The following is a 25,409-nucleotide window of genomic DNA, read 5'->3' on the forward strand; positions in this document are numbered from 1 at the left end:
TCGTCCGTCATTCACGGTGAGCGAAGGGGTGTTTCGGTGGATTGAGCTATCTGCCGCCATTGTTCCACCAGTGGACTACTTTGTTGCTTGGAGCGCGATGGGATAAATTTATACTCGCATACTGGCGGTACCGTTTGACGGTAGTACGGGTTTCGTGAAGGCTGTTCAGTGCCTTTTCCCGATATTTTTTTATATCGGATCGACTGACCGCTCTGCTATCGGTTGCCCCCACTTTGCCGAGACCGATATCAATCAAGTAATCCAGACCGTTCGCATAAAATTGCCCGACGCCCATTTCGTTAAATATGGCCTCGGCGATGTCTGCCGCTTGAACAATCGATTTTTCGAGGTTGTCGAGTAACGAGTCATAGGCATCCAACTCTATCGCGGTCAATTGCTGTTCGGCCTTGGTTGCGTCCTTGGCTACGCGCATGAGTTCGAAAATTTCTGATACCCCAGGCAATATCGCACCGCCTCCGGAGTCTCGAACGATGCTGAACAAAGTCCTGATATTCTCCGACCGTTCTTCCCACGTTTCCGGATTGACTGTGAATCCATCAAGTGGTCCGGGAGACGTTCCGCTGCTTTGATCCCGGATAGAGCCAGGTTCCAGATTCGCATGCCTTGGCAAAATCGGTGCGTTCATCTTGAGTGGGGCCATTATTTTTTCGTAAGCCCCGACGGCGCTGTCAGCCGTGAAGTTTCCCAATGACAGCCCTTGCAGTTCGCCAGGAGTTGTACTTTCTTTGAACGCATGACCGGTTACTGCCCAGCCAGAGAAGAAACCAACGGTAGCCCGGCCAGCGAGATAAATGAAGTTTTTGAGTACCTTCAATCGAAACTTTGCCGGCGAAGTCAGATCGCCAAACTGTTGGTTTACCTCGTCCAGGCTCTGTTGCGCAGTGGATAAATAAGCTACTTGGTCATTGATCATCTGACGTTGCTCTGAGGGTTTTCTTTGGGTGCCACCGTTATCGAAATAAGTGATCGGATTGTTCCCGACAAACGCATACCGGTTCAGCCCGTCGTTATCTCCCGCAGGATCGCTGCTGATCCAGCGACACAGCCACGGCGCGTAATACCGGGCGCCATAGTAATAAAGGCCGGTGACATCCATTTCCTTGCCCGAGTAGCGGATGAACTTGTAATCCGCTTCCACGCGTTTTTCTGCGACCATCCATGCGGTTGCGCCGTAGGCGAAATAACCTTCCTGGCTGATCAGCCGTGCCAGTTGATCGAGCTCGGTCACGCTTGAACCCAGAAGATCCGTCAGGCAATAACGCATCTGATCGTCGTCGATGCCGGGCGGTTTGCCAGCGACCCAATGCAGGCATGTCACTTCGCCGACGCCGATGGCTACGGTGATCCGGTGCAGCTCTTCACCCGAGCTTTTACTGCGGATTTGCAGATTGCCCACGTAGTGCACTTGCTCGACATGGCTGACCTTGCGGGTGTGGGTTTCGAGGCGTTTGTAGACTCTGACCTTCTGGCTGTATTGGTACAGCTCCTGGTCAGGTGGACCGCTGGCATGTTCCACCAGGGTCAGTGACTCCAATTGATTGCGGCTGTTCCACTGCATGGGTTGACCCCGCTGCAGGGCTAGCTGATTGCCGGCGCGGTCGAACCATTCGGGAAAGACGGGAGCCGGGTCGCCCGTTTTCCAGCGCACACCGCGGTTGTTGTCCGGGTCGATGAACATTTCGGCGGTATGGGAACTGCCGTCGCGGACATGGGTGAGTCTGGTCAGGTTTTTGCCTTTGTCGTATTCGAAAGTCTCGACATGGTTGCGCCGGTCCCGTGGGTCGGTTGGCTGAGGCCGGCCCGGGTTGTCTCTGGGCGGGGCGTCGCTGTATCCGGTGGCGCGGATCAGCTCATAAGTCGAGTCATAGCCAAACGTGCGCTGGCCGTCGACCCGCTGGTTGCGGAAAAACGTCGGTGTGTAGGTGTGGTCAACAATGCGCGTAACGTTGCCGACCAAATCGTATTCATACCCGAAATTCTGAATCGCCGGCTCTGAAGCTTTTTGCGCGTACTGTCGAAGCAGGCGTCCGTCGGCCTCTCTGTAGTGCCAGTGGTTGGTCACGTCGTTGCCGAGCTGTTGTTCGATGATCTGGCCGGCGGCGTTGTAATCCGTACCTTTCAAAACCGGCTGGAAGGTTTGTCCGTTGAGTTGCAGTTGCACCTGGACGAGTTGCCCGGCGATGTCATAGGTCGACTGTTGCAGGTGCCCGCCAGCGTCAGTGGTGTGCAACAGTGCACCGACGGCACTGAAGACATGACGGCTGGTAAAGGTTTTGCCGTCCTTGAAGGTGCGGGTTTCTTCCAGCGTCTGTCCGTGCATGCCGAAGCTGTTGAGGGCGAGGGTGCCCGATGGATCGCTCAGTGCCGTCATTTGCCCGCGCAGATTGAGCGTCGGGTCGGCCGATGCGTCGAGGTAGCGAAAGGTTTCAAAGTTCGCTGCACCGTTTTCTGTGACGGCCAGCAGACGCAGTAGTGGGTCGTAGGTCATTTCCCGGTGATTGTCGTTGGCATCCCAATGGTGCAGAAGTTGACCGCCGGGACCTGACAGCACAGTGTCGTTGCCAGCGTCGACGTTATGAGTTTTGACCGCCATGCCGTCCAGCCTGTGAACCATGGTGCTATTGGGCGTGGGCAGACGCGGATCGCGCAGCGCAACCAGTCGGCCGGCAACGTCATATTGCTGTCGGGCAATGAGCGCCTGCACATCCTCGCCGGCCACCCTGCGCAGGTAGTCGACCTGTCTGACGGCCTCGCCGCGCGGGCCGATGACGGCCAGCGATGGCGTGTGCCAATGCACACTGGCGTTCATGGCTTGACCTTCTTCGCCGGTGTGTCGTCGGTGTCGTTGAAGTCATAGCTGAGCTTGAACCATGGGTGCAGGATATCGAACGCCAGATGGCCGAGGGCATTGATGGTCTTGATCGGCCGCCCCAGGGCGTCGTAGAACATCCGGTCGTGGTAGCCGTGCTCACGCATCGCGCTGTCATTGATGTAGCGATGGGTGTTGAGGAAATAGGGGCGGTAAACGCGGATGGTTTCGCCTTTGTGGTTGTATTCCACACGACCTTGTACGCGCCAGCGTTGAACGGCCGGCATTTCGAGCGGCCTGCCATCGGCGCCCGTCTCGAGGTTGTCCTCATGCGTGGCCACGAAGGCATCGCCCGGCGGGACGAGTTGTTTGCTTTGCAATTCGCGGCCGAAGCCGTCGATGTAAGCGATGACCATCTGAATCAATTGCAGCGGGTCGGTGTGGTAGCGGTCGGCAACCAGATTGAGACTGTGCACCGGTTGCCGCTTGGCCGTGCGGATGATCTCGAACAGTGTCTGTTCGCTGGCTGTGCACTTTTCCCGCTGGTTCAGCCAGCGCAGGGCCGAGGCGCGAATATGGCCGTCGGGCAGGATCAGCCCTTTGGCGATCCATTCGTTTCTTTTGAGCGGCAGCGTTCCGGGCGGTAGCAATGGCATCCAGCTGTGCAGTTCTGTACGCACCACACTGGCGGCGGATGCCAGCACTTCTTTTGGATGGGCGAGGGCGTACTCGACGCTCAGATCTGTCTGCTCGGGGTACTCCGCCAATGGTTGGAAGCCGGCCGGTTTGCCCTCTTCAGTGCCATGAAAGCTGTGCGCCATGGGCTGGCCGCCTGGCTCGTAAAGCACTTCATGGATGTTGTCGTTGGCGTCCGTGATGCTCAGGGGCTGGAGCGTGTGAAGGTCATGACTGATTGTCGTCGTGCAGCCATCCGGCAGGGTAATGGCAATGGTCAGCAGGTGGTTTTCGTCCCGGGTGATGTGCGTCACGGCATGGCTGGCGGTCTGTTGCACATCGGTGACGTGGTAAAAACCGTTGGCGCCGGTGTAGGTGAAAAATCCGCGGTCGGCTGACCACAGGTTTTTCCGGCCGTCCTCCACCGGGTCATCGGGAAAAAACACATTCATGGGCCTGTATCCGATCGTCTGCAATTCTGTGCGAATGGCAAATGGCGGCGGGATGTTGTCGTATGCCGACAATGCCTTCTTGTCGAATACGGCCTGTTCCGTCGGCCCGGCCAGCGGCGGGAAATGGAACTTGCCGCCGGCCTCCAGATACGTTTGCTGCGAGAGCGAAGTCAGTTCACGGGCGGCTGTCCACTGGGCGCTGTCCATATGTCGCGTGAAGCTTTCAAAACTGATGTCCTCCGGGCGCAGTCCGCCCGGCAGCGTACCCTTGGGCAGCTTCAGCGCGTTGCTGCGCTGGCGCCAGGGCAAGCCGAGCAGGCGATGGCCGTCTTCAGTCAAATGCTTGAACCCGGCACGGGTTTCCGTCAGATAGAAACACCGCTGTTGCTCATCGTGGCTATCCATCCAGGCTTGCCGTTGATCCTCCTGGTCGAAGGGCGGTTCGTCGGTTTCGGTGCGGCGACGCGCGCAGGCGACAGTAAAACCGTGAGTCAACTGGCCGTACTCGTCCCACTCCATATTGACCACATGCTGGCAGAGCGGGTCGTCCATGACGCGCTCGTATTGATGGCTGCGGGTTTCCTGTTCCAGCACCAGCAGGCTGGAAGGTTTGTCCAGGACTTGCCGGACCCGATAGCGATGTTCGGTCAGGGAAAACAACCGCGTGGGCTCGGGGTCGTCAGCCTGGGACACTTCGCTGCGCAGTAGTCGGCCGCTGAGGGCATAGGCAACTTCATTTTCGTCGACCGGGTAGGGCTTGCGGGTCACCTCAGTGCCTTCGACGGCGTCGAAACGCGAATACACGGTGGCACCCAAGGGAGTGGCTTGCGGATCCAGCTCACAGATGTTCCTGAGGGGCAGATCGATGTATTGGCCGGTATGAAACCACTGCGTTACGCGCATCGGCGCCGTATGGCCGCTTTCGGCCGTGCCCGGTTCCAGCTCGCTGTCGATCTGACAGACCCGGCCGAAGCCGCGAAATTCACGTTCCCTACCGTCGTAGTTACCCTCGAAATACTCGAATTGCTGACTCAGCTGATTGCCGGTGATTTCGTCCAGTTGTTGCAAGCAGCGGAGCACCGTCTGCGGAAACGGCAACCGGCACACCGGACGTCTGAGCGCCATCAACTCCAGGCGTTTCTCGTCCAGCCAGAATTGCGCACTGCTGCGATGTTGCAGCGTAGCGCTGTAGCCCATGTTGTTGTTGCAACCGGTGAGCAGGTATGGCCTTGCATTGACGAAGTGATACACCCAGTGCTGCGGTTTCATGTGCGGCTTGGTAAACAGCAGGCTGGCGCAGCCAATGCCTTGCAGATCGGCGAAGGTCACCTGGCAGAGGTTGTCGTAGCGCACGCCCCTGGGCCACTGGACGACTTCCGGGACTTGCGCAAAGGCGTTGCCACCGTAATTCCAGTAGATCTCGAAGTGATCGGAACAGAGCTTGATCAACGCAGGCGCGCCGGAACCGTCGAGATCGGCGAAACGAATGTGATCGGCATTGAAGTGCTTGTATTCGAAAGGCAGAGCGCTGATCTCGACACCCTTGCCGAATCTGCCATGACCCAGATTGGCCCACGCTTCGATCTTGTCGTGGCGAACCCTGCACAGTCCCGAGCGGTCGCTGGCGTGCAGGTTGGCGAACATCACCAGTTCGGTGAGGGCTGGGCCGAACAGCGGCAAGCAATCCGGGGTCGGGGTATGCGGTACATCCTTGCCGGGCGCGAATCCTTTTTCCCGCACATTGGCGTACACCCGTACGCTGTTCGGGCCGATCAGCGCAATGTCGTCCAGACCGGCGCCGCTCAAGTCGCCCATCTGGGCCAGTTGATGGAAATATTCCACGGGGAACTGGCTGAACGGTTTGAACAATGACCAGCTGCCATCCGGGTCGAGCGTGTAATACCCACTGCCACCGGGCTGGGCAACGATCCAGTCCAGACGGCCGTCACCGGTGAGATCGGTAAGAATCTGCACCACCTGTTTGCTGCTGTCGGCATTCGGGATCAGCGGCAGCAGGGTCCAGGGGCCGTAGACGATTTCGTCTGTGCCGGGCATGCCGCGCAAGGGTTCGCGGTAGTACCAGCCACCGTCGTACCGGCAGAGAAAACCGGGCAGGCCTTCGCCGTAAAGATCGACGCAATGGTAAGGCTGACCGTCATTGAGGCCTGGCATCGTGTCGAGTGCCAGAAAGGCCTGGGGAAATGGATTGGGCTTGAACAGTTCATAGAAGTACTCCAGCGGGGGAAAGTGTTTGATATGCCCCTGCGCGTCGTAATTCATGTAGTGCGCGGCGCTCAGATGGTTATAGAGCAGCGCCGTGGCCTGGTGCTCCAGCAACAGGCGATTGACCAGCACCTTCTCCGGGCCCGTGTTGTTGAACAACAGGAACTGCCTGCACAACCGTCGGCTACCGACCTCGAAGCCATAGCGATGCATGCGATAAGGGTCTGAGCGCAGTGGCCAGGCGTTTTCGTCCGGTGCCTTGAACGGCGGAACCGCATCGAGCCCGGTGTCACGTTCTCCGTAGTCCACGATCAGCCGGAACAGCCACTCCAGATCCTGCGGTTGCGCGTGGTCCAGGCACAGCAGGTCGGCACTGGCGGTCTTGTTGCAGTAGCAGACCTGCCGCAGGTAGCGCTGGGCCCGATAATCAAAGCGTGGGTCAACTTCGTTGTCGTCGCGCTTGTACTCGAAAAAGATGTTTTCTCCCACCGCATTGCGGATTTCCACCAGCAGCCACGCGGCGATGTGGCCCGGGATTTCAGGATCGTAGATGCACGAATCCGGCGTGATGCCATAGCACTGTTGCGAGCCGTCGGCACGCGCGATTATCCAGAAGGGGTTGCCATCGTCAGGTGTACAGAAGTGGTAGAGGTCGAACGTACTTTGCAGGCGAGGAATGTAGCGAACCACCGAAAACTCTCTGGCCCGCCTCCCAATACCGAGGGTGCGTCGGGTCGACAGGATCTTGTCGTCAGCCGTCAGTTCGGGTCGCAGATCCGTGCCGTCGGCCTGCATGATGTCGGCGTCTTCATATTTCGGTACGCCTTTGCTGGTCTTGCGCGAGATGGCCGCCAGCGGCAGATCCCAGCCGAGGCCGCACGTCCCGTTGCCCGCATTGCCGTCGTAGACCAGTTGCAACTCGGGATTGAGGCTGCGCGCGTCCAGGGTCGGCAACGGCAGCGTGTAAGACCGTTGCCCGGTGACACCGATCTCCCCCCAACTGCGTCCGTTGGTGGCAATGGACGCAGTCCTGGCGATGGAGGGAGGAGTGACGAGCGCATCTGCATCAGGGACCATGGCAGCGCAACCTGTAAACGTCGAGGTTCCACGCTAACAGAGGGCATCGGGCGTGACACCTGTCAGATCTGACAGGTGCCGACTGACGGCAGGCAAAAAAAAGGGCGGTCATTGCTGACCGCCCGTTTTTTCCGAAGCCGATGAAGCGCTTACTGCACTTCTACCGCCAGGCTTTCGCTGATCTTCTGTTGCCAGATCGCAGGACCGGTGATGTGTACCGACTCACCTTTGCTGTCCACCGCAACGGTGACCGGCATGTCCTTGACCTCGAACTCGTAGATCGCTTCCATGCCCAGCTCGGCGAACGCCAGGACCCTGGACTTCTTGATCGCTTGCGCCACCAGGTAAGCGGCGCCGCCGACGGCCATCAGGTACACAGCCTTGTTGTCCTTGATCGCGTCGATCGCGGTCGGGCCGCGCTCGGACTTGCCGATCATGCCCAACAGGCCGGTCTGCTCGAGGATCTGACGGGTGAACTTGTCCATCCGCGTGGCGGTGGTCGGGCCAGCCGGGCCAACCACTTCGTCACCGACCGGATCAACCGGGCCGACGTAGTAGATGAAGCGACCTTTCAGATCAACCGGCAGGGTTTCGCCCTTGTTCAGCATCTCGACCATGCGCTTGTGCGCGGCGTCGCGACCGGTGAGCATCTTGCCGTTGAGCAGGACGGTTTCGCCCGGCTTCCAGCTCTGCACGTCTTCCGGGGTCAGAGTGTCGAGGTTGACGCGACGGGCCGACGGACCGGCTTCCCAGACGATTTCCGGGTAGGCGTCCAGCGGTGGCGCCTCCAGCGAAGCAGGGCCGGAACCGTCGAGCACGAAGTGCGCGTGACGGGTGGCGGCGCAGTTCGGGATCATGCACACCGGCAAGGAAGCGGCGTGAGTCGGGTAGTCCATGATCTTCACGTCGAGCACGGTGGTCAGGCCACCGAGGCCCTGGGCGCCGATGCCCAGCTGGTTGACCTTCTCGAACAGCTCCAGACGCATTTCTTCGATGCGGTTCTGTGGGCCACGGGCCTTGAGCTCGTGAATGTCGATGGATTCCATCAACACTTCTTTTGCCATGACGGCGGCTTTCTCGGCGGTACCGCCGATGCCGATGCCCAGCATGCCCGGTGGGCACCAGCCGGCGCCCATGGTCGGAACGGTCTTGAGTACCCAGTCGACGATCGAGTCGGACGGGTTGAGCATGGCCATTTTCGACTTGTTCTCGGAACCGCCACCCTTGGCCGCCACGTCCACTTCCACGGTGTTACCCGGAACGATGGAGTAGTGGATGACTGCCGGGGTGTTGTCCTTGGTGTTTTTACGCGCACCGGCCGGGTCGGCCAGGATCGAGGCACGCAGGACGTTTTCCGGCAGGTTGTAGGCGCGGCGCACGCCTTCGTTGATCATGTCGTCCAGGCTCATGGTCGCGCCATCCCAACGCACGTCCATGCCCACCCGCACGAACACGGTCACGATGCCGGTGTCCTGGCAGATCGGCCGGTGGCCGGTGGCGCACATGCGCGAGTTGATCAGGATCTGCGCCATCGAGTCACGGGCCGCTGGCGATTCTTCGCGCAGGTAGGCTTCGTGCATCGCCTGGATGAAGTCCACGGGGTGGTAATAGGAAATGAACTGCAGGGCGTCGGCAACGCTCTGAATCAGGTCGTCTTGCTTGATCACGGTCATGAGTCGCGCTCCTCTAAAAGACGGGAACATTCAATAAGGTGCCTGCGGCTTGGGTGCATCGGTCGGTCGCAGACACCTTTCAAGGCACGCCGGGGCTGCTGGCGCGACGCTAAAAAGGCGCGGCAGTATACCGCGCCTCGGGGGCGGGCACATCTGCCGGGAGTCATTCGTTGGTCGCATGGCTGCAGGTTTTTGACGCCAAATACCCGGCCCGAAAATCAATGGTCATTTATCGCCTGCGCCACTAAAGTGGCAGCCGGTCTGTAGGGTAGGACACTCGGTCAGCCTCTTATCGCACGGTGAGTCAACGATTGACCCATAACGCCATTCAACGTCTTTTGCTCAAACGCTTCGCCCTCGCTGCAGCCACCTACGGATTGGCTTTGCTGCTGCTGTGGCTGGCGTATTTCACCGGTCACTACAACGATTCACTGGCCGGCGTCGCCGTCGGCAGTGCGCTGGTGGTGATCAGCCAGGCGGTCCTGTTCGCCCTGTTCTTTACCGGCTGCAATTTGCGCTTTTCCGACCCTAGCCTGACCGAAGCCCAAGTGCTGCTGGGCCTTGGCTGGCAGACGTGGCTGATTGCTCATCTGGAGGAGGCTCGGGGCGAGTTTCTGGTTTTCTATGTGCTGGTCCTGCTGTTCGGCCTGTTCCATCTGTCACAGCGGGCGTTCGTACGCTGCGCGATGCTGGTGTTCTTCAGCTTCTGCGCCATCACGCTGTGGGACGGTTACCACTTCCGTCTGCACGATCCGGCGCTTTCCGCGTTGCAGGCCTGCATCCTGCTGATCGTGCTGGCCTGGCTGGTGATCTATGCGCGTTTCGTCCAGACCTCGCGCCAACGCATGCGTCAGCGCCGGTTCGCCCTGCAGGCGCATCAGGACACCCTGCGCGGGATGATGCGCCAACTCGAAGACCTTGTTGCCACCGACGAGCTGACCGGGCTGTTCAACCGCCGGCATTTCCTGCGCCTGGCCACCCGCGAGTTGAATGCGATGGAGCCCGACGTGGTGCACGGTCTGGCACTGATCGACCTCGACCACTTCAAGCGCATCAACGATATCCATGGCCACGCTGCCGGCGACCAGGTGTTGCAGGCGTTCGCCGGGGTAGCCGGGGCCTGCCTGCGCGACGGCGATGTGCTGGCGCGTTATGGTGGTGAAGAATTCGTGGTGCTGCTGCCCGATTGCAACGCTGAAAGCCTGACCGCCTGTTGCGAACGCCTGCGCATCGCCTTCACCGACGTTGAACTGGTGGGCCTGAATGTGAAAAACCTTAGCCTGTCCGCCGGCATGACCTTGCTGGAACTGGGCGACGATCTGGACGACGCCTTGCAGCGTGCCGATCAGGCGCTGTACCGGGCCAAGCGTGACGGGCGTAACCGTTGCGCGGCGGCATGGGAGAACGTCGATGCCTGAACTGCGAGTGGGTGAACGACAGTGGTCGGTGGCGTCGGGCAGCAACCTGCTCGATGCCCTCAATCAAAACGGCGTGGCCGTGCCTTACAGCTGCCGCGCCGGCAGTTGCCATGCGTGTCTGGTGCAATGCGTGCAGGGCTTGCCTACTGACAGTCGCCCGGATGCCCTGAGCGCCGAGCAACGTGATCAGGGTTGGCGGCTGGCCTGTCAGTGTCAGGTGATCGAAGACTTGCAGGTGCATACTTTCGATCCCGTCACCGATGGTCGCCCGGCCACGGTCGAGGCGCTGGACTGGCTCGGCGACAGCGTGTTGCGTTTGCGCCTGATAACCCAGCGACCGTTGCGCTACAGCGCCGGTCAGCATCTGGTGCTGTGGGCGGGCCACATTGCGCGGCCGTATTCGCTGGCGAGCCTGCCGGAAGAAGACCGTTTTCTTGAATTCCATCTCGATTGCCGCCAGCCCGGTGAATTCAGCGATGCCGCGCGACGCTTGCAGATCGGCGATCCGATCCGCCTCGGCGAACTGCGCGGCGGCGCGCTGCATTACGACCCGGACTGGCACGACCGGCCGCTGTGGCTGCTGGCCGCCGGCACCGGGCTCGGCCCGTTGTTCGGCGTGTTGCGTGAGGCCTTGCGCCAGGATCACCGGGGCGCCATCCGCGTCATTCACCTGGCCCATGATGCCGCCGGGCATTACCTGGCCAAACCCCTTGAGGCACTGGCCGCGCAGCGGGAAAACCTCAGCGTCGAACTGTGGACGGCGGCCGAGTTGCCGGGCGCTTTGGCGCAACTGCGCCTTGTTTCCCGGCAAACCCTGGCCTTAGTCTGCGGCTCGACGGCCAGCGTCGACGCGTTTGCCAAGCGTCTGTTCCTGGCCGGACTGCCGCGCAATCAACTGCTGGCCGATGTCTTCCTGAGCCGTGGTTGAGCGCTGATTCTTCAGACGCGAGACACACCATGACCGACGCCATCCTGCTGCACCGCGAACGCGGTTTGCTGACCCTGCGCCTCAACCGCCCGGACAAGAAAAACGCCCTGACCCGGGCCATGTACAGCCAGTTGGCCGAAGCGCTCAAGCAAGCCAATCACGATCCCGAAATCAACGCCGTGCTGATCACCGGCAGCGCCGAGTGCTTCACCGCCGGCAACGACATCGCCGACTTCATCCAGCAACCACCGAGCGACCTCGATAGCCCGGTGTTTCACTTCATGCTCAACTTGCTTGAATGCCGTAAACCGGTGATCGCCGCCGTGGCCGGGGCGGCGGTGGGGATCGGCACGACGCTGCTGTTGCATTGCGATCTGGTGTACGTGGCGCGGGATGCACGGTTACGCATGCCGTTCGTCAATCTAGGGTTGTGCCCCGAGTTTGGCTCCAGCCTGATCCTGCCGCGCTTGCTCGGGCAGGCCAAAGCCTCGGAGTTGCTGCTGCTCGGTGAAGGCTTTACGGGTGAGCAAGCCGCGCAATGGGGGATCGCCACCGAGGCGCTGGGCAGTGGCGAGGCCGCGTTGGCCAAGGCGCGGGAGATGGCGTTGCGGTTTGACGAGCTGCCGGCCGAGGCGGTGCGCATCAGCAAGCAATTGATGCGCGCGCCGGATCGCGAGTTGATTCGCAAAGTGATCGAGGAGGAGGGCGCACTGTTCACCCAGCGGCTGCGCTCGCCGGAGGCGCTGGCGGCGTTGACGGGGTTCATCAAACGGCATTGAGATATCCGCCGACCGCTCCGCGCATCGATCGCCCCCGCACTCCGCGCATCGACCGCGGCCACACTGCGCGCACGGACCGCCGCCGCACTCCGCTCACTGATCGTTCCCACGCTCCGCGTGGGAATGCAGCCCGGGACGCTCCGCGTCCCATGCCGAAGCGGACGCGGAGCGCCCATTGAGGCATTCCCACGCAGAGCGTGGGAACGATCAACGTAGTAACGATCAACACTCCTGAAATGAAAAAGCCCCGCCATTCAAATGGCAGGGCTTTTCGTTTTCAGCAGCCGGTCACTCAGACCTGCGGATCGCCCACATGCAGGATCTTCATGCCGTTGGTGCCGCCGGTGGTGTGGTAGCTGTCGCCCTTGGTCAGGATGACCCAGTCGCCTTTCTCCACTACGCCGCGCTTGACCAGTTCGTCGATGGCTTTCTGGCTGACTTCGTTCGGTGCCAGCGAAGCCGGGTCGAACGGTACGGTGTACACGCCACGGAACATTGCCGCGCGAGCCTGGGCTTCGCGGTGCGGGGTGAAGCAGTAGATCGGCACCGAGGAGCGGATACGCGACATGATCAGCGGGGTGTAGCCGCTTTCGGTCAGTGCGATGATCGCCTTGACGCCCGGGAAGTGGTTGGCGGTGTACATGGTCGCCAGCGCGATGCTTTCGTCGCAGCGCTCGAATTCCTTGCCGATACGGTGGCTGGAGGTCTTGCTGGTCGGGTGCTTTTCAGCGCCGACACAGATGCGCGCCATCGCCTGCACGGCTTCCAGCGGGTAAGCGCCGGCAGCGGACTCGGCAGACAGCATCACGGCGTCGGTGTAGTCGAGCACGGCGTTGGCCACGTCGGACACTTCGGCGCGGGTCGGCATCGGGTTCTGGATCATCGACTCCATCATCTGGGTCGCCACGATCACCGCCTTGTTGTGGCGGCGTGCGTGCAGAATGATTTTCTTCTGGATGCCCACCAGCTCGGCGTCGCCGATTTCCACACCGAGGTCACCACGGGCAACCATCACCGCGTCGGAAGCCTTGATCAGACCGTCGAGGGTTTCGTCGTCGGCCACGGCTTCGGCGCGTTCGATCTTCGCCACCAGCCAGGCGGTGCCGCCGGCTTCGTCGCGCAGTTGACGGGCGTAGTTCATGTCGGCGGCGTCACGCGGGAAGGACACGGCGAGGTAGTCGACTTCCATTTCAGCGGCGAGCTTGATGTCGGCCTTGTCTTTTTCAGTCAGGGCCGGCGCGGTCAGGCCGCCACCGCGACGGTTGATGCCTTTGTGGTCGGACAGCGGACCGCCGATGGTCACGACGCAGTTCAGCTCGGTGGCGGTGGCGGTTTCAACGCGCATGACCACGCGGCCGTCATCGAGCAGCAGCTCGTCGCCCACGCCGCAGTCCTTGACCAGGTCCGGGTAGTCGATGCCGACCACTTGCTGGTTGCCTTCGGTCAGCGGATGGCTGGTGGAGAAGGTGAACTTGTCACCGATCTTCAGCTCGATGCGCTTGTTGGCGAATTTGGCGATACGGATTTTCGGGCCTTGCAGGTCACCCAGCAGGGCGACGAAGCGACCGTGCTTGGCCGCGAGGTCACGCACCAGCTTCGCGCGAGCCTTGTGCTCGTCGGGGGTGCCGTGGGAGAAGTTCAGACGGGCGACGTCCAGGCCAGCCAGAATCAGCTGTTCGAGAACTTCCGGCGAGTTACTGGCCGGGCCAAGGGTAGCGACGATTTTGGTACGACGGACGGACATGCAAAGACTCCTCAGGTTCAAGCGCCAGCGAAGGCTACTATGCTCGAAGGGTGTAGTCATTGTTCGTTTGCACTACTTAATACTTTCTTTATTGAACACGGCAACTTTGGGACAAACGCGCCTGAAGATTTCCGACCAGGGGTCGATACAGAGCACAAGACAGGAGAACCCCCATGCGATTCGTGCCCATTGCCGCCCTTGCCCTCAGCGTCCTCGCCGCTTCGGGCTGCACCCGTTGGTCGATGAACCATCATTTGAACAACGCCTACAGCGCCTATGACCGGGGCAATTGCGAGCAGGTGATGCTTGAACTGTCCAAGGTCGAACGCGCCAGCCGCGCCCGCCCTTATGTGTGGCCGGAAGTGTCGATGATGCGCGGCCAGTGCCTCGAACGGCAGAAAATGTTCGTCGATGCGGCGCAGACCTATCAGTTCATCATCGCCTCGTACCCCAACAGCGAATACGCCTACCGCGCCCGCGCGCGTCTGGAAACCCTGCAGAGCTTGGGTCACTACCCGACGCGCAGCGCTGCCGCCGTGGTACGTCCAACCCGGTTCTGATGGCGGTTGCCATACAAAAGCTGGCTGCTTGTATAGGGTGAGCTATAGTCGAATGACACCGGTGCAGATCGATATCTGTACCGGCGCAACACCTGCGACTGGCATGAGATGCGCGTAGCGAGCGCCACACCGGGTGCGGGGAGAGCGAACCTGACGCACAGGTCCGTTCCGAAGCGAGAGTGCGGCTCTGTAATGGAGCCTTGCATGGCGAATTGCTTATGTTTACCGACCGTCGAATCGAACGGCATCAGCTGCCGTATTTTCTGCGAGTATTCAACAGCGTCACCGACAAACCCATCGGCTTTCTGGGCAACGTGTCCGAAGACGGTTTGATGCTCATCAGCCAGTTGCCGATGATGATCGGTGCCGAGTTCAACCTGCGCCTGAAAATTCCCTTGGGCGAGGGCTGTCAGCAGGTCATCGACCTCACCGCGTGCTGCCTGTGGTGCCACGAAGACGCGACCCCCCGACACTACGACGCCGGCTTCAGCCTGTACCGGACGCCGCCCGAGTATGGGCAACTGGTCGAGGCGTTGAAGCAGTACTTCAGCTTTCAGCCGTTGCCGGCCTCGGCTTGAAAACCAAAAGGGCCACAACCTGCCGAAGGTTGTGGCCCTTTTTCTTACTCGTTTATCGCAATCGCCCGTTCGTTATCCAGTGTCTTCTCCACCAGCAACAACCCCAATTCACTCAACTGATAGATCGCCATCGCCAGATGCCGCGGCTTGTCGTCCAGGCTGTCGGCCAGATCCAGCAACAGAATGCTGACCGAGGAAAAGGTTTCGTAGGTCTGGATGGCGATGGCTTCCGGGTTGATGTCCGGATCGACTTTGAACATCTGCATGCCACGATCCACGGAGTTGCGTGATTTTTCAGCTTTGGGGTTGAGGTAAAAGTCGAGGGCCCGATGGGCCGCGTCGTGGAGTTTTTTTGAATCGACGGAGGCGTAGGGGGAGACCGGATCGGTTTGATCAGTCTTGTCAGTTGGATCGATATCCGAAGGCGGATTTGGTGTAGCTTTGAACATACCTAACTTCCTAATAAGTTGGGCTGTTACCGCTTCGCGACTAAACGAGGGGGTGGCAGCTGTAAGCAGGTTAGTCGACCGGGGAAGTAGGCTTTTCCGGCGTGCCCGGGGGCACCCTGCTCACAGCCACCATCGAGTGCAGGGATAGGGAATACCCGACTGGACGATGCGTTTGCAAACCTATCTTACCTCGGGCGACTAAACCCGGCCGCTGATTGGCAGCGACGGGGATCAAGTTACGGGGCAACGCCAAGGTGCACAAGCCGGCGGATTCGCGCTTACATGTAGGCAAAAGCGTCACGTGTTGTAGCCTCAATTACACCGTTTTTTTGTTGTCCACAAAAAGTGAGAGAACAACAGTTTTGCATCTCTTTTGAAGGTTTTTACACGTGGGGCAGAGCTAGTGTAGTCGTAGGCAAAGGGAGTTTTCTTGAGAACCGAGCTGTAAGAAAACCCCCAGTTAATTATTGGTTCTAGAGGACACGAACCGTAGAAGAAATACATCGAAAGATCTTGGAGACATAGGCGAAAGTCCGAAAGCTTTAGCTGGGACGTTTTCCTTTCAGCTTGGCCAAACCTTGATTGATGAAGCCAGCGTTTTCTCCGATTGTAAAAAGTGCTTCTCGGACGTTGTTTCCGGTATCCACCATTCCCTGTGCTTCGACCAGGAGTACTAATTCCATTAGAGCGGCTTCCAAGCCGAGTTGATTCTGATACATCCTTTCCAACACGTCTGATAGAGAGTATTGAACGGCCATTCTTAGGCTCCTTTTTGCAAAAAAACAAGCATAGCAGTGGCATCTGCGAGTGTTAGTTGGCTAGCGATTTCTACTCGACTGGTGAGATGCATCAGCTTGTGATGCTCCTCGGGTGAACTGAGCCAGCTTATTGTTTAGAGCTTTTGATTTTTCGTAGTTTTAATCTGGCCTTCCCGTGTGAATTTCACAATGTGTTAGCAGAGTGCTCCAGATTTTTTCCAGCTCAGATACCGCGAAATTACGTCTGTACTCAATTCACTTGGGGGGGCATCTATCACTTGCACTCCTTGGGCACTCAATTTTTCATGGAGCACCGATCGGGCGTTCAGGTAATCCACTGTTGCGCAGTATTCAAGCGCTTGCTCAATCGTTTGCACCTGCGAATGCCGTCTATCTTCAAGCGTGCTTTCACGCAGGCTGGCCACGAGTACTTGATGCTGTTGGCTTAATTGTCTGACGGCGTTCAGCAATTCCTCATCATCCTTATCCCGCACATTCGTCACCAACACCACCAGCGCCCGACGCTTCTGCCTCGCCAGCAACTGATTTACCGCCGCCGGATAATCCGCCGAACGCCGCGTGCTATCCAGGTCATAAACACCGTTGAGCAACACCTTGAGCTGCCCCGCACCTTTGACCGGTGCAATGAACCGCGGCTGATCGCTGGCGAAGGTGGACAAGCCCACCGCATCCCCCTGTCGCAAGGCCACATAACTCAACAGCAGACACGCATTCAGTGCATGGTCGAAGTGCGACAGCTCCCCATCCTGACTGCGCATCTGTCGCCCGCAATCGAGCATGAAAATGATCTGTTGATCGCGCTCGTCTTCGTACTCCCGGGCAATCGGTGTGCGGTGGCGGGCGGTGGCTTTCCAGTCGATCTGACGCAGGCTGTCGCCTTCGCGAAATTCCCTGAGCTGATGGAATTCCATTCCCAGGCCACGACGCTGGCGCTGACGCACGCCGAGCTGGCTGAGCCAGTTGTCGACCGCCAGCAACTGGCCGCCGTAGAGGCGGGCGAAGTCGGGGTAGACGCGGGTGTGGTCGGTGATGGTCAGCAGGCGTTTGCCGGACCACAGGCCGAAGGGGCTCGGCAGGTTGAGTTCGCAGGTTTCGAAGGTGTAGTGGCCGCGTTTGAGCGGGCGCAGGCGATAGCCGATCAGGCTGCGCTGGCCGGGTTGCAGCTCGGTGGAGAGCGGCAGGTTTTCGTAGCCGAGGCTGTCGGGTACGTGGTCGAAGATTTGAATGGCCAGTGGCTGGTCGAGCTCGTGTTCGACTTCCAGCCGGATATCGCTCCAGCGACCGAGGGCCAGGCTGCCGGGCACCTGTCGTTGCACGCGGGGCGAGGGCAGACGCTTGAGACGCAGCGCGTCCAGCAGGCTCAGCGCAAACAGCGCCAGCAACAAACCCCAGTTGATCGACAACAGGCTCGATGGCACTTCCACATCCAGCGCCTGCAACGCGCCCAGCACAATGCCGATGGCCAGCAGGATCGCCAGCCAGATCAACAGCAGGCGCGAGGGTTTCACAGGCGCGGCGCCGGGATCTGGTCAAGCAGTTGCTGAAGGACTTGATCGACTTGCAGGCCTTCGATGTCCAGCTCTGGCGCGAGGCGTACCCGGTGACGCAACACCGCCAGTGCGCAACTCTTGATGTCGTCGGGAATCACGAATTCACCACCGCGCAGCAAGGCCCGGGCGCGGGCGCAACGGACCAGTGCAATGGAGGCGCGTGGCCCGGCGCCTAGGCTCAGCCCCGGCCAGGTGCGGGTGCTGCGCGCCAGACGCACGGCGTAATCGAGCACCTGATCGTCCAGCGGCAAATCGCTGGCGATGCGTTGCAGGGCTTGCACGTCCTTGGCCTGCAACACCGTGCGCAGCGGTTGCACGTCGAGCATGTCGGCACGGGTCGAGCGGCTGACCTGCCGCACCATGTCCAGCTCCTGATCGGCGTCGGGGTAATCCATGCGCACCTTGAGCATGAAGCGATCGAGCTCGGCTTCGGGCAGCGGATAGGTGCCTTCCTGTTCGATCGGGTTCTGCGTGGCGAGCACCATGAATGGCTGGGCAATCGGCAAGGCCCGGCCTTCGAGGGTGACCTGACGCTCCTGCATCGCTTCGAGCAGGGCGGCTTGCGTCTTGGCCGGGGCGCGGTTGATCTCGTCGGCCAGCAGCAGGTTGGTGAACAGCGGGCCCTTGCGCAGTTTGAACTGCTCGGTTTGCAGGTCGTAGACCGCGTGGCCGGTGACGTCGCTGGGCATCAGGTCCGGGGTGAACTGAATGCGCGCGAACTCGCCGCCGAAGCATTTTGCCAGGGCGCGTACCAACAGGGTCTTGCCGAGGCCGGGAACGCCTTCGAGCAGCACGTGGCCGCCGGCGATCAGCGCGGTCAGCACATCTTCGATCACCGGGTTCTGGCCGATCAGCGCTTTTTGCAATTCGCCGCGCACGGCCTGGGCCAACTGGCTGGCGCGCTGGCGTTGCTGGGCCACGTGGCTGGGCGAACCGGGTTCGATGTGTTCGGTCATAGCGTGTTCCTCAAGGCTTGCAGGTGGGCGACCTGACGGCAGAATTCGGCGCTGGACATGCGCCGCTGCGGTGCCGGGCTCAGGGCCTGGCTGATGGCACGGGTCGGTTGGCGGGTCAGGCGCGACAGCACCAGCCATTGTTCGGCGACATTCAGTTGGTCGAAACCGGGATGTCGATGACGGGCGCGGCGCAGAACGTCCTGCTGCAACGCTTGCAGCAAGGTCTGTTGGCCGTTGTGACGCAGGATGAAATCGGCACTGGCGCGCAGGTGTTCCATCAACTGTCGACGACCACTCGGAGACGGCGCCTGCACCGGGCCGTGACGCACGCCGACATGCCACAGCCACAGACCGATCAAGGCAATCAGGGCCACGATGGCTTGCGGAAAATACCGCCAGAGCAGGGCCGGCAGACTGTCGTGCTCGGTGTTGAACAGCAGGGTCACAGCGGTATCGGCGCTCAAATACCAGAGCAGCCAGGCATTGTCGTGTTGCGCCATGGCCGGGGTTTTCCACAGATCGGCATCGGTGACCACGGTGATCGTGCCGAGGCCGAAAGCCAGTTGCATCATGTGCGTGGCTTTCGCGCTATTGGCCCAGGCCTGGGCGAGGTTTTTCGGGTCCTCGAGATGGAAGGCGGTGTCGAATCCGGCGTAGGCGGGTGCGTCCTCGTCTTCCAGATAGAGTTTGGTCAGATTCGGGAAGGGGTCTTCGGCGTTATCCGGCGGCGGATCCTTGAGATCCTTGCTGAAGAGTTGATGCAGTTGCACGCGGTCGAGCAGCAGGTCGTTGCTCTGGCCGGTCTTTTCATCCCAGATCGATTCGGCGACGAACACCAGCCGTCCGCCGGCCCGGGCCCAGTTCAAAACCTGATCGACCTGACGCGGGGTCATTTTCGAGCGGTCGTTGAACATCAGCAGCGTGTGCTGGCGCGGATCAATGTCGGGCAACACGGCGAGGCTTTCGGCATGACTGACGTCGATCCCGCGCTCGCGCAGAAACATCTCCGCTGCCAGATAAGGATTGGCTTGCGCAGCGGGGGACGGGCCGTGATCGACTTCGGCCTGGTACGGCGTGGCCTTGAGGTACAGATAAATGCCCAGCGCACCGAGCAGGGCGACGATCAACGCGCCGCCCAAAAGCCAGAGTGCGCGCCGGTTCAACGGGCAACTCCGTGGCCGAACAGGGACCGCCAGCCATCACACAATTCCTGTTGCAGATGCGCCGCCGGCACGCGGTTCCCGTAGGCCATGTTCTGCCAGTGACCGGTGAGGTGACGGCTATAAGTGAGCAGATCCGGGCGCTGCAACTGTTCGATCCGGGCCAGCACTTCGTTTTCGGTGTCGGCGGGTTTCAAGGTCAGGTTGAAGTCGTGCAATAGATGACTGAGCAATGCCCGGTACAGCAGACCCAGTGCCACGCGCGGCTCGGTTTGCCAGAGCTGTTCCGCGTGGCTGGCGATGTCATCTGGCAGGCTTTCCTTTTGCAGGTCCAGACCGAAGGCCTGTTGCGGCAAGGGTCTTTTGTTCGGTTCGGGCAAGCGCGGACGACGGCCGACGAACGTTTGCAGAAGATCTCGATAACGCCAGACCAGCCAGCCGAGCCCGGCGATCACCGCGCCCCACAGCACGACTTCGATCGCCTTGGCCAGGCCGTCGAGGTGTCGGCCGTCCAGCCAGCCAAGCAGGGTTTTCAACCATTGCGGTGCCTCGCCTTCCCTGGTTTTTTCGGCAGCAGCGGGATCTTCGCCGAAGCGATAACGGGTGACGGTTTCCTTGTTCTTGAACGGCGGTTGTTCGAGCAAAGCCTTGATGCTGTCGCGTGATGCCTCGCTGGTCAGTGGCTGGTTCAACAGACGCGGTGCATCCGGAGCTGTGGCAGGCTCGGCAGCCCAGGCTGAGGGCAACCCCGGCAACAGCAGACACACCGCCAGCAGCAAGCCGATTGCGCTGCTGTTCAAACGCTGGCGCAAGCGGCGGAACACCAGTTCGATGTCCCACGCTTCGAGGACGGTGCGGCGGTTCAGATACAGGCTGAACCCGCAGGCGACATACACCGGTCCCCAGATCACCAGGATCAACGCATAGAACGCATTGGTCAGATGCTCCAGCCAGCGCCATTCGTAGTCGGCCGCGAAGATCAGGCTTTGCCAGTCCCAATCGGTTTCGACCTGTTGCGGCAGCAGCAGATAGAACAACACCATCAGGCCGATCCACAGCGCCGTTTCCAGATGCACGCCGATGATCGTCAGCCATTGCGCGGCGCCGGCATTGCGTTGCAGCAGCACCTGTAAACGCTGTTGGCGAGCGGTGCCGTCGAGGCCTTCGAGTTGCAGCACGGGCAGCAGGAAGCTGCGGCTCAGGCTGAAGCGACGCCAGGTCAGGCTGGCGAGCAGTTGCGGCTTGAGCAGGCGCGGCCATTGGCGCAAGGCCTGTTTCAAGGTGGGTGTTTCGCCGAACAGTGCCTTGGACAGGATGTACAGCGGCAAACGCTCGTACGCCGGTTTCAGCCACCAGAAGATGAACACGGCAAGTGACGGTGAATCCCACAGCAACAGGCTGAGCACCGCGAACAGCGGCAGGGTGACGATCGCCCAACTGGTCATCAGCAGACGCCGGTGCTGCTGACTCATGAGCACGCCCAGGTCCATCGCCTCCCAGGTGGTACGCGGACGGATCGCCACGGTTGCGTCACTCAGGCGCATGGCGGGACCTTCCGGCGAACAGCAGATAGAGCGCCACGCACAGCCAGAGCCCGGCGCCGACCAGGTATTTGGTCTGCGGCGAAACCCCGGTGCGCGATGACCAATAGGCTTCGATAAACGCCGCGATCAACAGAAACAGCATCACGCCGCAGATCAGCAGGATGCTCTGGCGCGCCGCAATCTGCAGGGCTTCGATTCGTGTCAGGCGTCCCGGCGCGATCAACGCCCAACCCAGTTTCAGTCCTGCCGCACCGGCCAGGGCGATGGCGCTGAGTTCGAACGCACCGTGTCCGATCACGAATGACCAGAAGGTCTGGCCGAAGCCAATCTCGCTCAAGTGTCCGGCCACCGCGCCGATGATCAACCCGTTGTAGAACAGGAAAAACGCACTGCCCACTCCCAGCAGCAAACCGCTGGCGAAGGTCTGAAAGGCGATGCCGATGTTGTGCATGATGTAGTAGCCGAACATCACCCAGTCTTCGCTCGCCGCGCGTTCGGCCGAACGCCCGAGATGGCCAGCGGCGGGGTCGTACATGCTCTGCATCTCGCGCACCTGATCGGCGGGAATCAGGTTGTAGATCAATTCGGGACTCAGATACACCAGCATCCCGAAACCGATCAGGCTGCCGAAGAACAGCAGGGCGGCGGCCAGCACGAAGCGCCATTCTGCGCGGACTAATCGTGGAAAACCGGCCAGGATGAAACCCAGCACGTTAGCGCCGAGCTGGCTGCGATGACGGTAGAGCTGTTGATGGCCGCGCAGTACTTGCTGTTGCAGGGAGTCGACGAGAAAACTGCTGTAGCCACGGTCCTGCGCCAGGGCCAGATGCTGGCAGAGTCGGCGATAAGCCTTGGGAAATTCCGCGACCTGCGAGGTGTCCTTGCCCCGTTCCAGACGTTCGAGGGCGAGGCTGAAACGCTCCCATTCGGCCTTGTGGCGGGATTCGAAAAGGCTTTGCTTCATGTCGGCCCCAACAGGCCGCGAGCAATGCCGTTGAGTTCGCCAACGGCTTTCGGCGCGCTGATGTGCAACGGCTGAGCGAGCAATGCAGCCAGTTCATTGACCCGCGCCGTCGACAGTTCACCCTGGCGTTCGGCGAAGGCGAGCAAGGCGCGTTGTTCAGTCAGGGTCAGCGGGATCGGCGAACGACGGGGTTCGGCATCGGGCAAGTGCGGACGCTTGAGAGGGCGTTCGCTGTAGATCACCAGCGTGCCGGCCGCGATGTCGCCGAGGCGTTTGAAGGTCGGGTGTTGCAGGCAACTGATCGCACCGAGGAAATAGCCGAACGGCATCAGGTCGACAAAACGCAGCAGGTTGCGCAGCAGGGAAGCCGACCAGCCGACCGGCGTGCCATCGTCGTGCACCACTCGCAAGCCCATCCATTGCTTGCCCGGCGAACGGCCCTGACGCAGTACTTCGAACAACACCATGTACCACCAGCTCACCACGAACAGCAGCAGTGAGCCCAGGCCGATACCGAGTTTGCCAAGCAGCGCCAGCAGCATGAGCAGCAGGCCGAGGATCAGCCCGCGCAACCCCAGATCGATGGTAAACGCCACGGCACGCACCATCAGGCCGGCGGGGCGCAGCGGCAAGTCGATGCCTTCCGGCGTTTCGACCTGGTGCCGCGTGTCCAGTGGCGGGGCCAGCGGTGCTTTCCTTGGCGGTGCTGTGGTCTCGAGCATGGGCTACCTGATGTTGCCGGATCGGGATGCAAGTGCGTCCGATGCTAGCAGCCTCTCGGGGGGAAACGACATAACTATGTCATACACATCCTTCAACCAAAGGTGACTGAATGATGCGGTGCTGGCCGCGACGGCGGTCGAACGCCTAGACTTTGCCGATCTTCAGTTCAGGAACCGCCCGTGACTTCCATTTTCTGGTACGACTACGAAACCACCGGCATCAATCCCCGATGCGACCGCCCGTTGCAGGTGGCCGGGATCCGCACCGACCATGAACTCAACGAAATCGATGCGCCGGTCAATCTCTACTGCCAGCCCAGCGAAGACATCCTGCCGCACCCGGCGGCGTGCGCGATCACCGGCATCACGCCGAGTCGTCTCGCCGAGCAAGGCTTGAGCGAAGCCGACTTCATGACCCGGGTCCACGCCCAGCTCGCGGCTCCCGGCACCTGCGGCGCCGGGTACAACACCCTGCGTTTCGACGACGAGATGACCCGCTACAGCCTGTACCGCAACTTTTTCGATCCCTACGCCCGTGAATGGCAGGGCGGTAACAGTCGCTGGGACTTGATCGATGTGGTGCGCGCCGCCTACGCATTGCGCCCCGATGGTCTGGTCTGGCCGACCGATGATGAAGGCCGGGTGACGCTCAAGCTCGAACGCCTGACCGCCGCCAATGGCATCGATCACGGCAATGCTCACGAAGCATTGTCGGATGTTCGCGCCACGATTGCCCTGGCCCGGTTGATCCGCCAGAAGCAGCCGAGGCTGTATGACTGGCTGTTCCAGTTGCGCAGCAAACAGAAGGTCATGGACCAGATTCGCCTGTTGCAGCCGATGGTGCACATTTCCGGCCGCTTCTCGGCCGCGCGCAGTTATATCGGCGTGGTGCTGCCGCTGGCCTGGCACCCACGCAACAAGAACGCGTTGATCGTTTGTGATCTGCACCTGGATCCGCAGGGGCTGCTCGACCTGGATGCCGAAACTTTGCGTCAGCGCCTGTATACCCGGCGTGACGAGCTGGCCGAAGACGAGTTGCCGGTGCCGCTCAAACTCATTCACATCAACAAGTGCCCGGTGGTGGCGCCGTTGGCGGTGCTGCGTGCTGAAGATCAACAGCGTCTGGGTCTGGACATGGCGTTGTATCAGGCACGTGCCTTGCGACTAAGTGACGCACAACAAGTTTGGAAAGATAAAGTCTCGGCGATTTATGCCAGCGAAGATTTCACCTCGAGTGAAGATCCCGAACAACAGTTGTACGACGGATTTATCGGTGATCGCGATCGTCGTTTATGTGAGCAAGTGAGGGCGACCGATCCTGCTCAATTGGCGCGAGAGCAATGGCCGTTCGATGACGAACGTTTGCCTGAATTGTTGTTTCGATATCGAGCACGTAACTTTCCCGATACGTTGAATTTCGAAGAGCAAGAGCGCTGGAAAATCTTTTGTCGGCAACGCCTGTCCGAGCCGGAGTGGGGGGCGCCTAATACCTTGCAATCTTTTGCCGAGGCCATGGAGCAATGGCGGGTTAGTGCTGCGCCGATGCAGGCCGAGGTGCTGGTTGAATGGCAGAACTATGTCCAGGCATTGCGCAAACGTTTGAATCTTTGAAATCGAACATGTCCGGCGCTTGAATGTCGGGCATAAAAAAACGCCAGCGTTCGCTGGCGTTTTTTGTATCACAGAAGCGCTCTGCGACAAGGGTTGCGGCTTAGCCCAGCAGGGTAGCCCAGCCTTCAACCACGTCACCGCCCCACTTGGCTTTCCACTCTTTCAGAGTTTTGTGGTTGCCACCTTTGGTTTCGATGACTTCGCCGTTGTGCGGGTTCTTGTATTGCTTAACTTTGCGAGCACGCTTGGTGCCGGTAGTTTTGGCTGCGCCGCCACGTGGAGCCTTGGTTTTGGACTCTGGATCCAGCAGCGCGATGATGTCGCGCAGGGATTTGGAATATTCGCCCATCAGTGTGCGCAGTTTGCCTTCGAATTCCAGCTCGGCTTGCAGTTTGTCGTCTTGCGACAGGTTCTTCAAACGGGCTTGCAGCTCTTTGATAGCTTCTTCGGTGGCACGATATTCGTTGATCAAGGACATGATTACTACCTTATGTGGGAGTGCGCGATGGCAGGGGACAGTGCGGCAATAATAGTCAGGCTGTTTCATCAAGTAAACATTTAACCGGGGTTTTTATTTGAATTAGTTACGTTGAAAAGCCCTGAATTGAATGTTCAGTTAAATATTGTGATGGAGTCTTCACAGATATTCACACAGCTCTGTTCAAGCATGGCTATTGCAACGCCATCATTCTGGCGTTTACGCGCGTCAAAAAAGCTGCGACGGGCTGCGGTGAGGC

Annotated in this window: 19 protein-coding genes; 6 read left to right on the top strand and 13 right to left on the bottom strand. The window is 60.2% G+C overall.

The features are described from left to right. Nucleotides 1–46: 46 nt before the first annotated feature. The 3 genes from ACTJK9_RS11040 to ACTJK9_RS11050 all read right to left on the bottom strand — a co-directional run bounded on the left by ACTJK9_RS11040 (nt 47) and on the right by ACTJK9_RS11050 (nt 8,930). Nucleotides 47–2,830: an RHS repeat-associated core domain-containing protein gene (locus tag ACTJK9_RS11040; RefSeq protein WP_440813808.1), complete on the bottom strand. Its 2,784-nt coding sequence runs from the start codon at nt 2,828–2,830 to the stop codon at nt 47–49. After that, a complete protein-coding gene (locus ACTJK9_RS11045; protein ID WP_440813810.1) occupies nt 2,827–7,257 on the bottom strand; it encodes a SpvB/TcaC N-terminal domain-containing protein in 4,431 nt (1,476 codons plus the stop codon). Before ACTJK9_RS11045 ends, ACTJK9_RS11040 begins: the two co-directional genes overlap by 4 nt. 149 nt (nt 7,258–7,406) lie before the next feature. Further along, the gene (locus ACTJK9_RS11050) at nt 7,407–8,930 is read right to left on the bottom strand and encodes a fumarate hydratase (RefSeq protein WP_064599048.1); all 1,524 of its coding nucleotides are present in this window, start codon (nt 8,928–8,930) and stop codon (nt 7,407–7,409) included. A gap of 311 nt (nt 8,931–9,241) precedes the next feature. On the opposite strand from ACTJK9_RS11050, the gene ACTJK9_RS11055 reads away from it, so the two are divergent. Genes ACTJK9_RS11055 through ACTJK9_RS11065 form a run of 3 tightly spaced genes read left to right on the top strand, consistent with a single transcriptional unit; the run spans nt 9,242 to nt 12,055 of the window. Next, nucleotides 9,242–10,348 carry a diguanylate cyclase domain-containing protein gene (locus ACTJK9_RS11055; RefSeq protein WP_440813814.1) on the top strand — a complete coding sequence of 369 codons (1,107 nt, stop codon included), beginning with the start codon at nt 9,242–9,244 and terminating at the stop codon, nt 10,346–10,348. Continuing rightward, nucleotides 10,341–11,276 carry an iron-sulfur-binding ferredoxin reductase gene (locus ACTJK9_RS11060; protein ID WP_440813817.1) on the top strand — a complete coding sequence of 312 codons (936 nt, stop codon included), beginning with the start codon at nt 10,341–10,343 and terminating at the stop codon, nt 11,274–11,276. Before ACTJK9_RS11055 ends, ACTJK9_RS11060 begins: the two co-directional genes overlap by 8 nt. A 29-nt stretch (nt 11,277–11,305) precedes the next feature. Further along, entirely contained in the window at nt 11,306–12,055 is a 750-nt protein-coding gene (locus tag ACTJK9_RS11065) for an enoyl-CoA hydratase-related protein (protein WP_440813819.1), read from the top strand. Nucleotides 12,056–12,347: 292 nt separating this feature from the next. Here ACTJK9_RS11065 and pyk read toward each other — a convergent pair whose 3' ends face one another. Further along, nucleotides 12,348–13,799: a pyruvate kinase gene (pyk, locus tag ACTJK9_RS11070; protein ID WP_085697206.1), complete on the bottom strand. Its 1,452-nt coding sequence runs from the start codon at nt 13,797–13,799 to the stop codon at nt 12,348–12,350. A 173-nt stretch (nt 13,800–13,972) separates the two neighbouring features. On the opposite strand from pyk, the gene ACTJK9_RS11075 reads away from it, so the two are divergent. Together ACTJK9_RS11075 and ACTJK9_RS11080 are read left to right on the top strand one after the other, a co-directional pair. Then, complete coding sequence (locus tag ACTJK9_RS11075; RefSeq protein WP_011335675.1) at nt 13,973–14,359, top strand: tetratricopeptide repeat protein; 387 nt, start codon at nt 13,973–13,975, stop codon at nt 14,357–14,359. A 218-nt stretch (nt 14,360–14,577) separates the two neighbouring features. Next, nucleotides 14,578–14,937: a PilZ domain-containing protein gene (locus ACTJK9_RS11080; RefSeq protein WP_007951248.1), complete on the top strand. Its 360-nt coding sequence runs from the start codon at nt 14,578–14,580 to the stop codon at nt 14,935–14,937. A 44-nt stretch (nt 14,938–14,981) separates the two neighbouring features. Here the strand turns inward: ACTJK9_RS11080 and ACTJK9_RS11085 are convergent, their stop codons facing one another. The 8 genes from ACTJK9_RS11085 to ACTJK9_RS11120 all read right to left on the bottom strand — a co-directional run bounded on the left by ACTJK9_RS11085 (nt 14,982) and on the right by ACTJK9_RS11120 (nt 23,061). Then, nucleotides 14,982–15,386 (bottom strand): DUF6124 family protein, encoded by a 405-nt coding sequence (locus ACTJK9_RS11085; RefSeq protein ID WP_011335674.1) that lies wholly within the window; start codon nt 15,384–15,386, stop codon nt 14,982–14,984. Between the two features lie 542 nt (nt 15,387–15,928). Then, a complete protein-coding gene (locus ACTJK9_RS11090; RefSeq protein ID WP_041475416.1) occupies nt 15,929–16,144 on the bottom strand; it encodes a hypothetical protein in 216 nt (71 codons plus the stop codon). A 194-nt stretch (nt 16,145–16,338) separates the two neighbouring features. Beyond that, nucleotides 16,339–17,673: a DUF58 domain-containing protein gene (locus ACTJK9_RS11095; protein WP_064599036.1), complete on the bottom strand. Its 1,335-nt coding sequence runs from the start codon at nt 17,671–17,673 to the stop codon at nt 16,339–16,341. Next, nucleotides 17,670–18,671, bottom strand: a complete 1,002-nt coding sequence (locus ACTJK9_RS11100; protein WP_440813824.1) for an AAA family ATPase — start codon at nt 18,669–18,671, stop codon at nt 17,670–17,672. The genes ACTJK9_RS11095 and ACTJK9_RS11100 overlap by 4 nt, the downstream gene beginning before the upstream one ends. Continuing rightward, nucleotides 18,668–19,834, bottom strand: a complete 1,167-nt coding sequence (locus ACTJK9_RS11105; RefSeq protein ID WP_440813827.1) for a DUF4350 domain-containing protein — start codon at nt 19,832–19,834, stop codon at nt 18,668–18,670. Before ACTJK9_RS11105 ends, ACTJK9_RS11100 begins: the two co-directional genes overlap by 4 nt. After that, nucleotides 19,831–21,375: a DUF4129 domain-containing protein gene (locus ACTJK9_RS11110; protein ID WP_440813829.1), complete on the bottom strand. Its 1,545-nt coding sequence runs from the start codon at nt 21,373–21,375 to the stop codon at nt 19,831–19,833. Before ACTJK9_RS11110 ends, ACTJK9_RS11105 begins: the two co-directional genes overlap by 4 nt. Continuing rightward, nucleotides 21,362–22,339: a stage II sporulation protein M gene (locus ACTJK9_RS11115; RefSeq protein WP_085610977.1), complete on the bottom strand. Its 978-nt coding sequence runs from the start codon at nt 22,337–22,339 to the stop codon at nt 21,362–21,364. The genes ACTJK9_RS11110 and ACTJK9_RS11115 overlap by 14 nt, the downstream gene beginning before the upstream one ends. Beyond that, the gene (locus ACTJK9_RS11120) at nt 22,336–23,061 is read right to left on the bottom strand and encodes an RDD family protein (RefSeq protein WP_064599028.1); all 726 of its coding nucleotides are present in this window, start codon (nt 23,059–23,061) and stop codon (nt 22,336–22,338) included. The genes ACTJK9_RS11115 and ACTJK9_RS11120 overlap by 4 nt, the downstream gene beginning before the upstream one ends. A 180-nt stretch (nt 23,062–23,241) precedes the next feature. Here ACTJK9_RS11120 and sbcB point away from each other — a divergent pair, with 180 nt between their 5' ends. Continuing rightward, a complete protein-coding gene (sbcB, locus tag ACTJK9_RS11125; protein WP_221398001.1) occupies nt 23,242–24,672 on the top strand; it encodes an exodeoxyribonuclease I in 1,431 nt (476 codons plus the stop codon). Between the two features lie 100 nt (nt 24,673–24,772). Here the strand turns inward: sbcB and mvaT are convergent, their stop codons facing one another. Further along, nucleotides 24,773–25,150: a histone-like nucleoid-structuring protein MvaT gene (mvaT, locus tag ACTJK9_RS11130; protein ID WP_007951234.1), complete on the bottom strand. Its 378-nt coding sequence runs from the start codon at nt 25,148–25,150 to the stop codon at nt 24,773–24,775. Nucleotides 25,151–25,409 lie beyond the last annotated feature (259 nt).

The organism is Pseudomonas sp. 22082, assembly GCF_052046055.1.
Taxonomy (GTDB): Bacteria; Pseudomonadota; Gammaproteobacteria; order Pseudomonadales; family Pseudomonadaceae; genus Aquipseudomonas; species Aquipseudomonas pharyngis.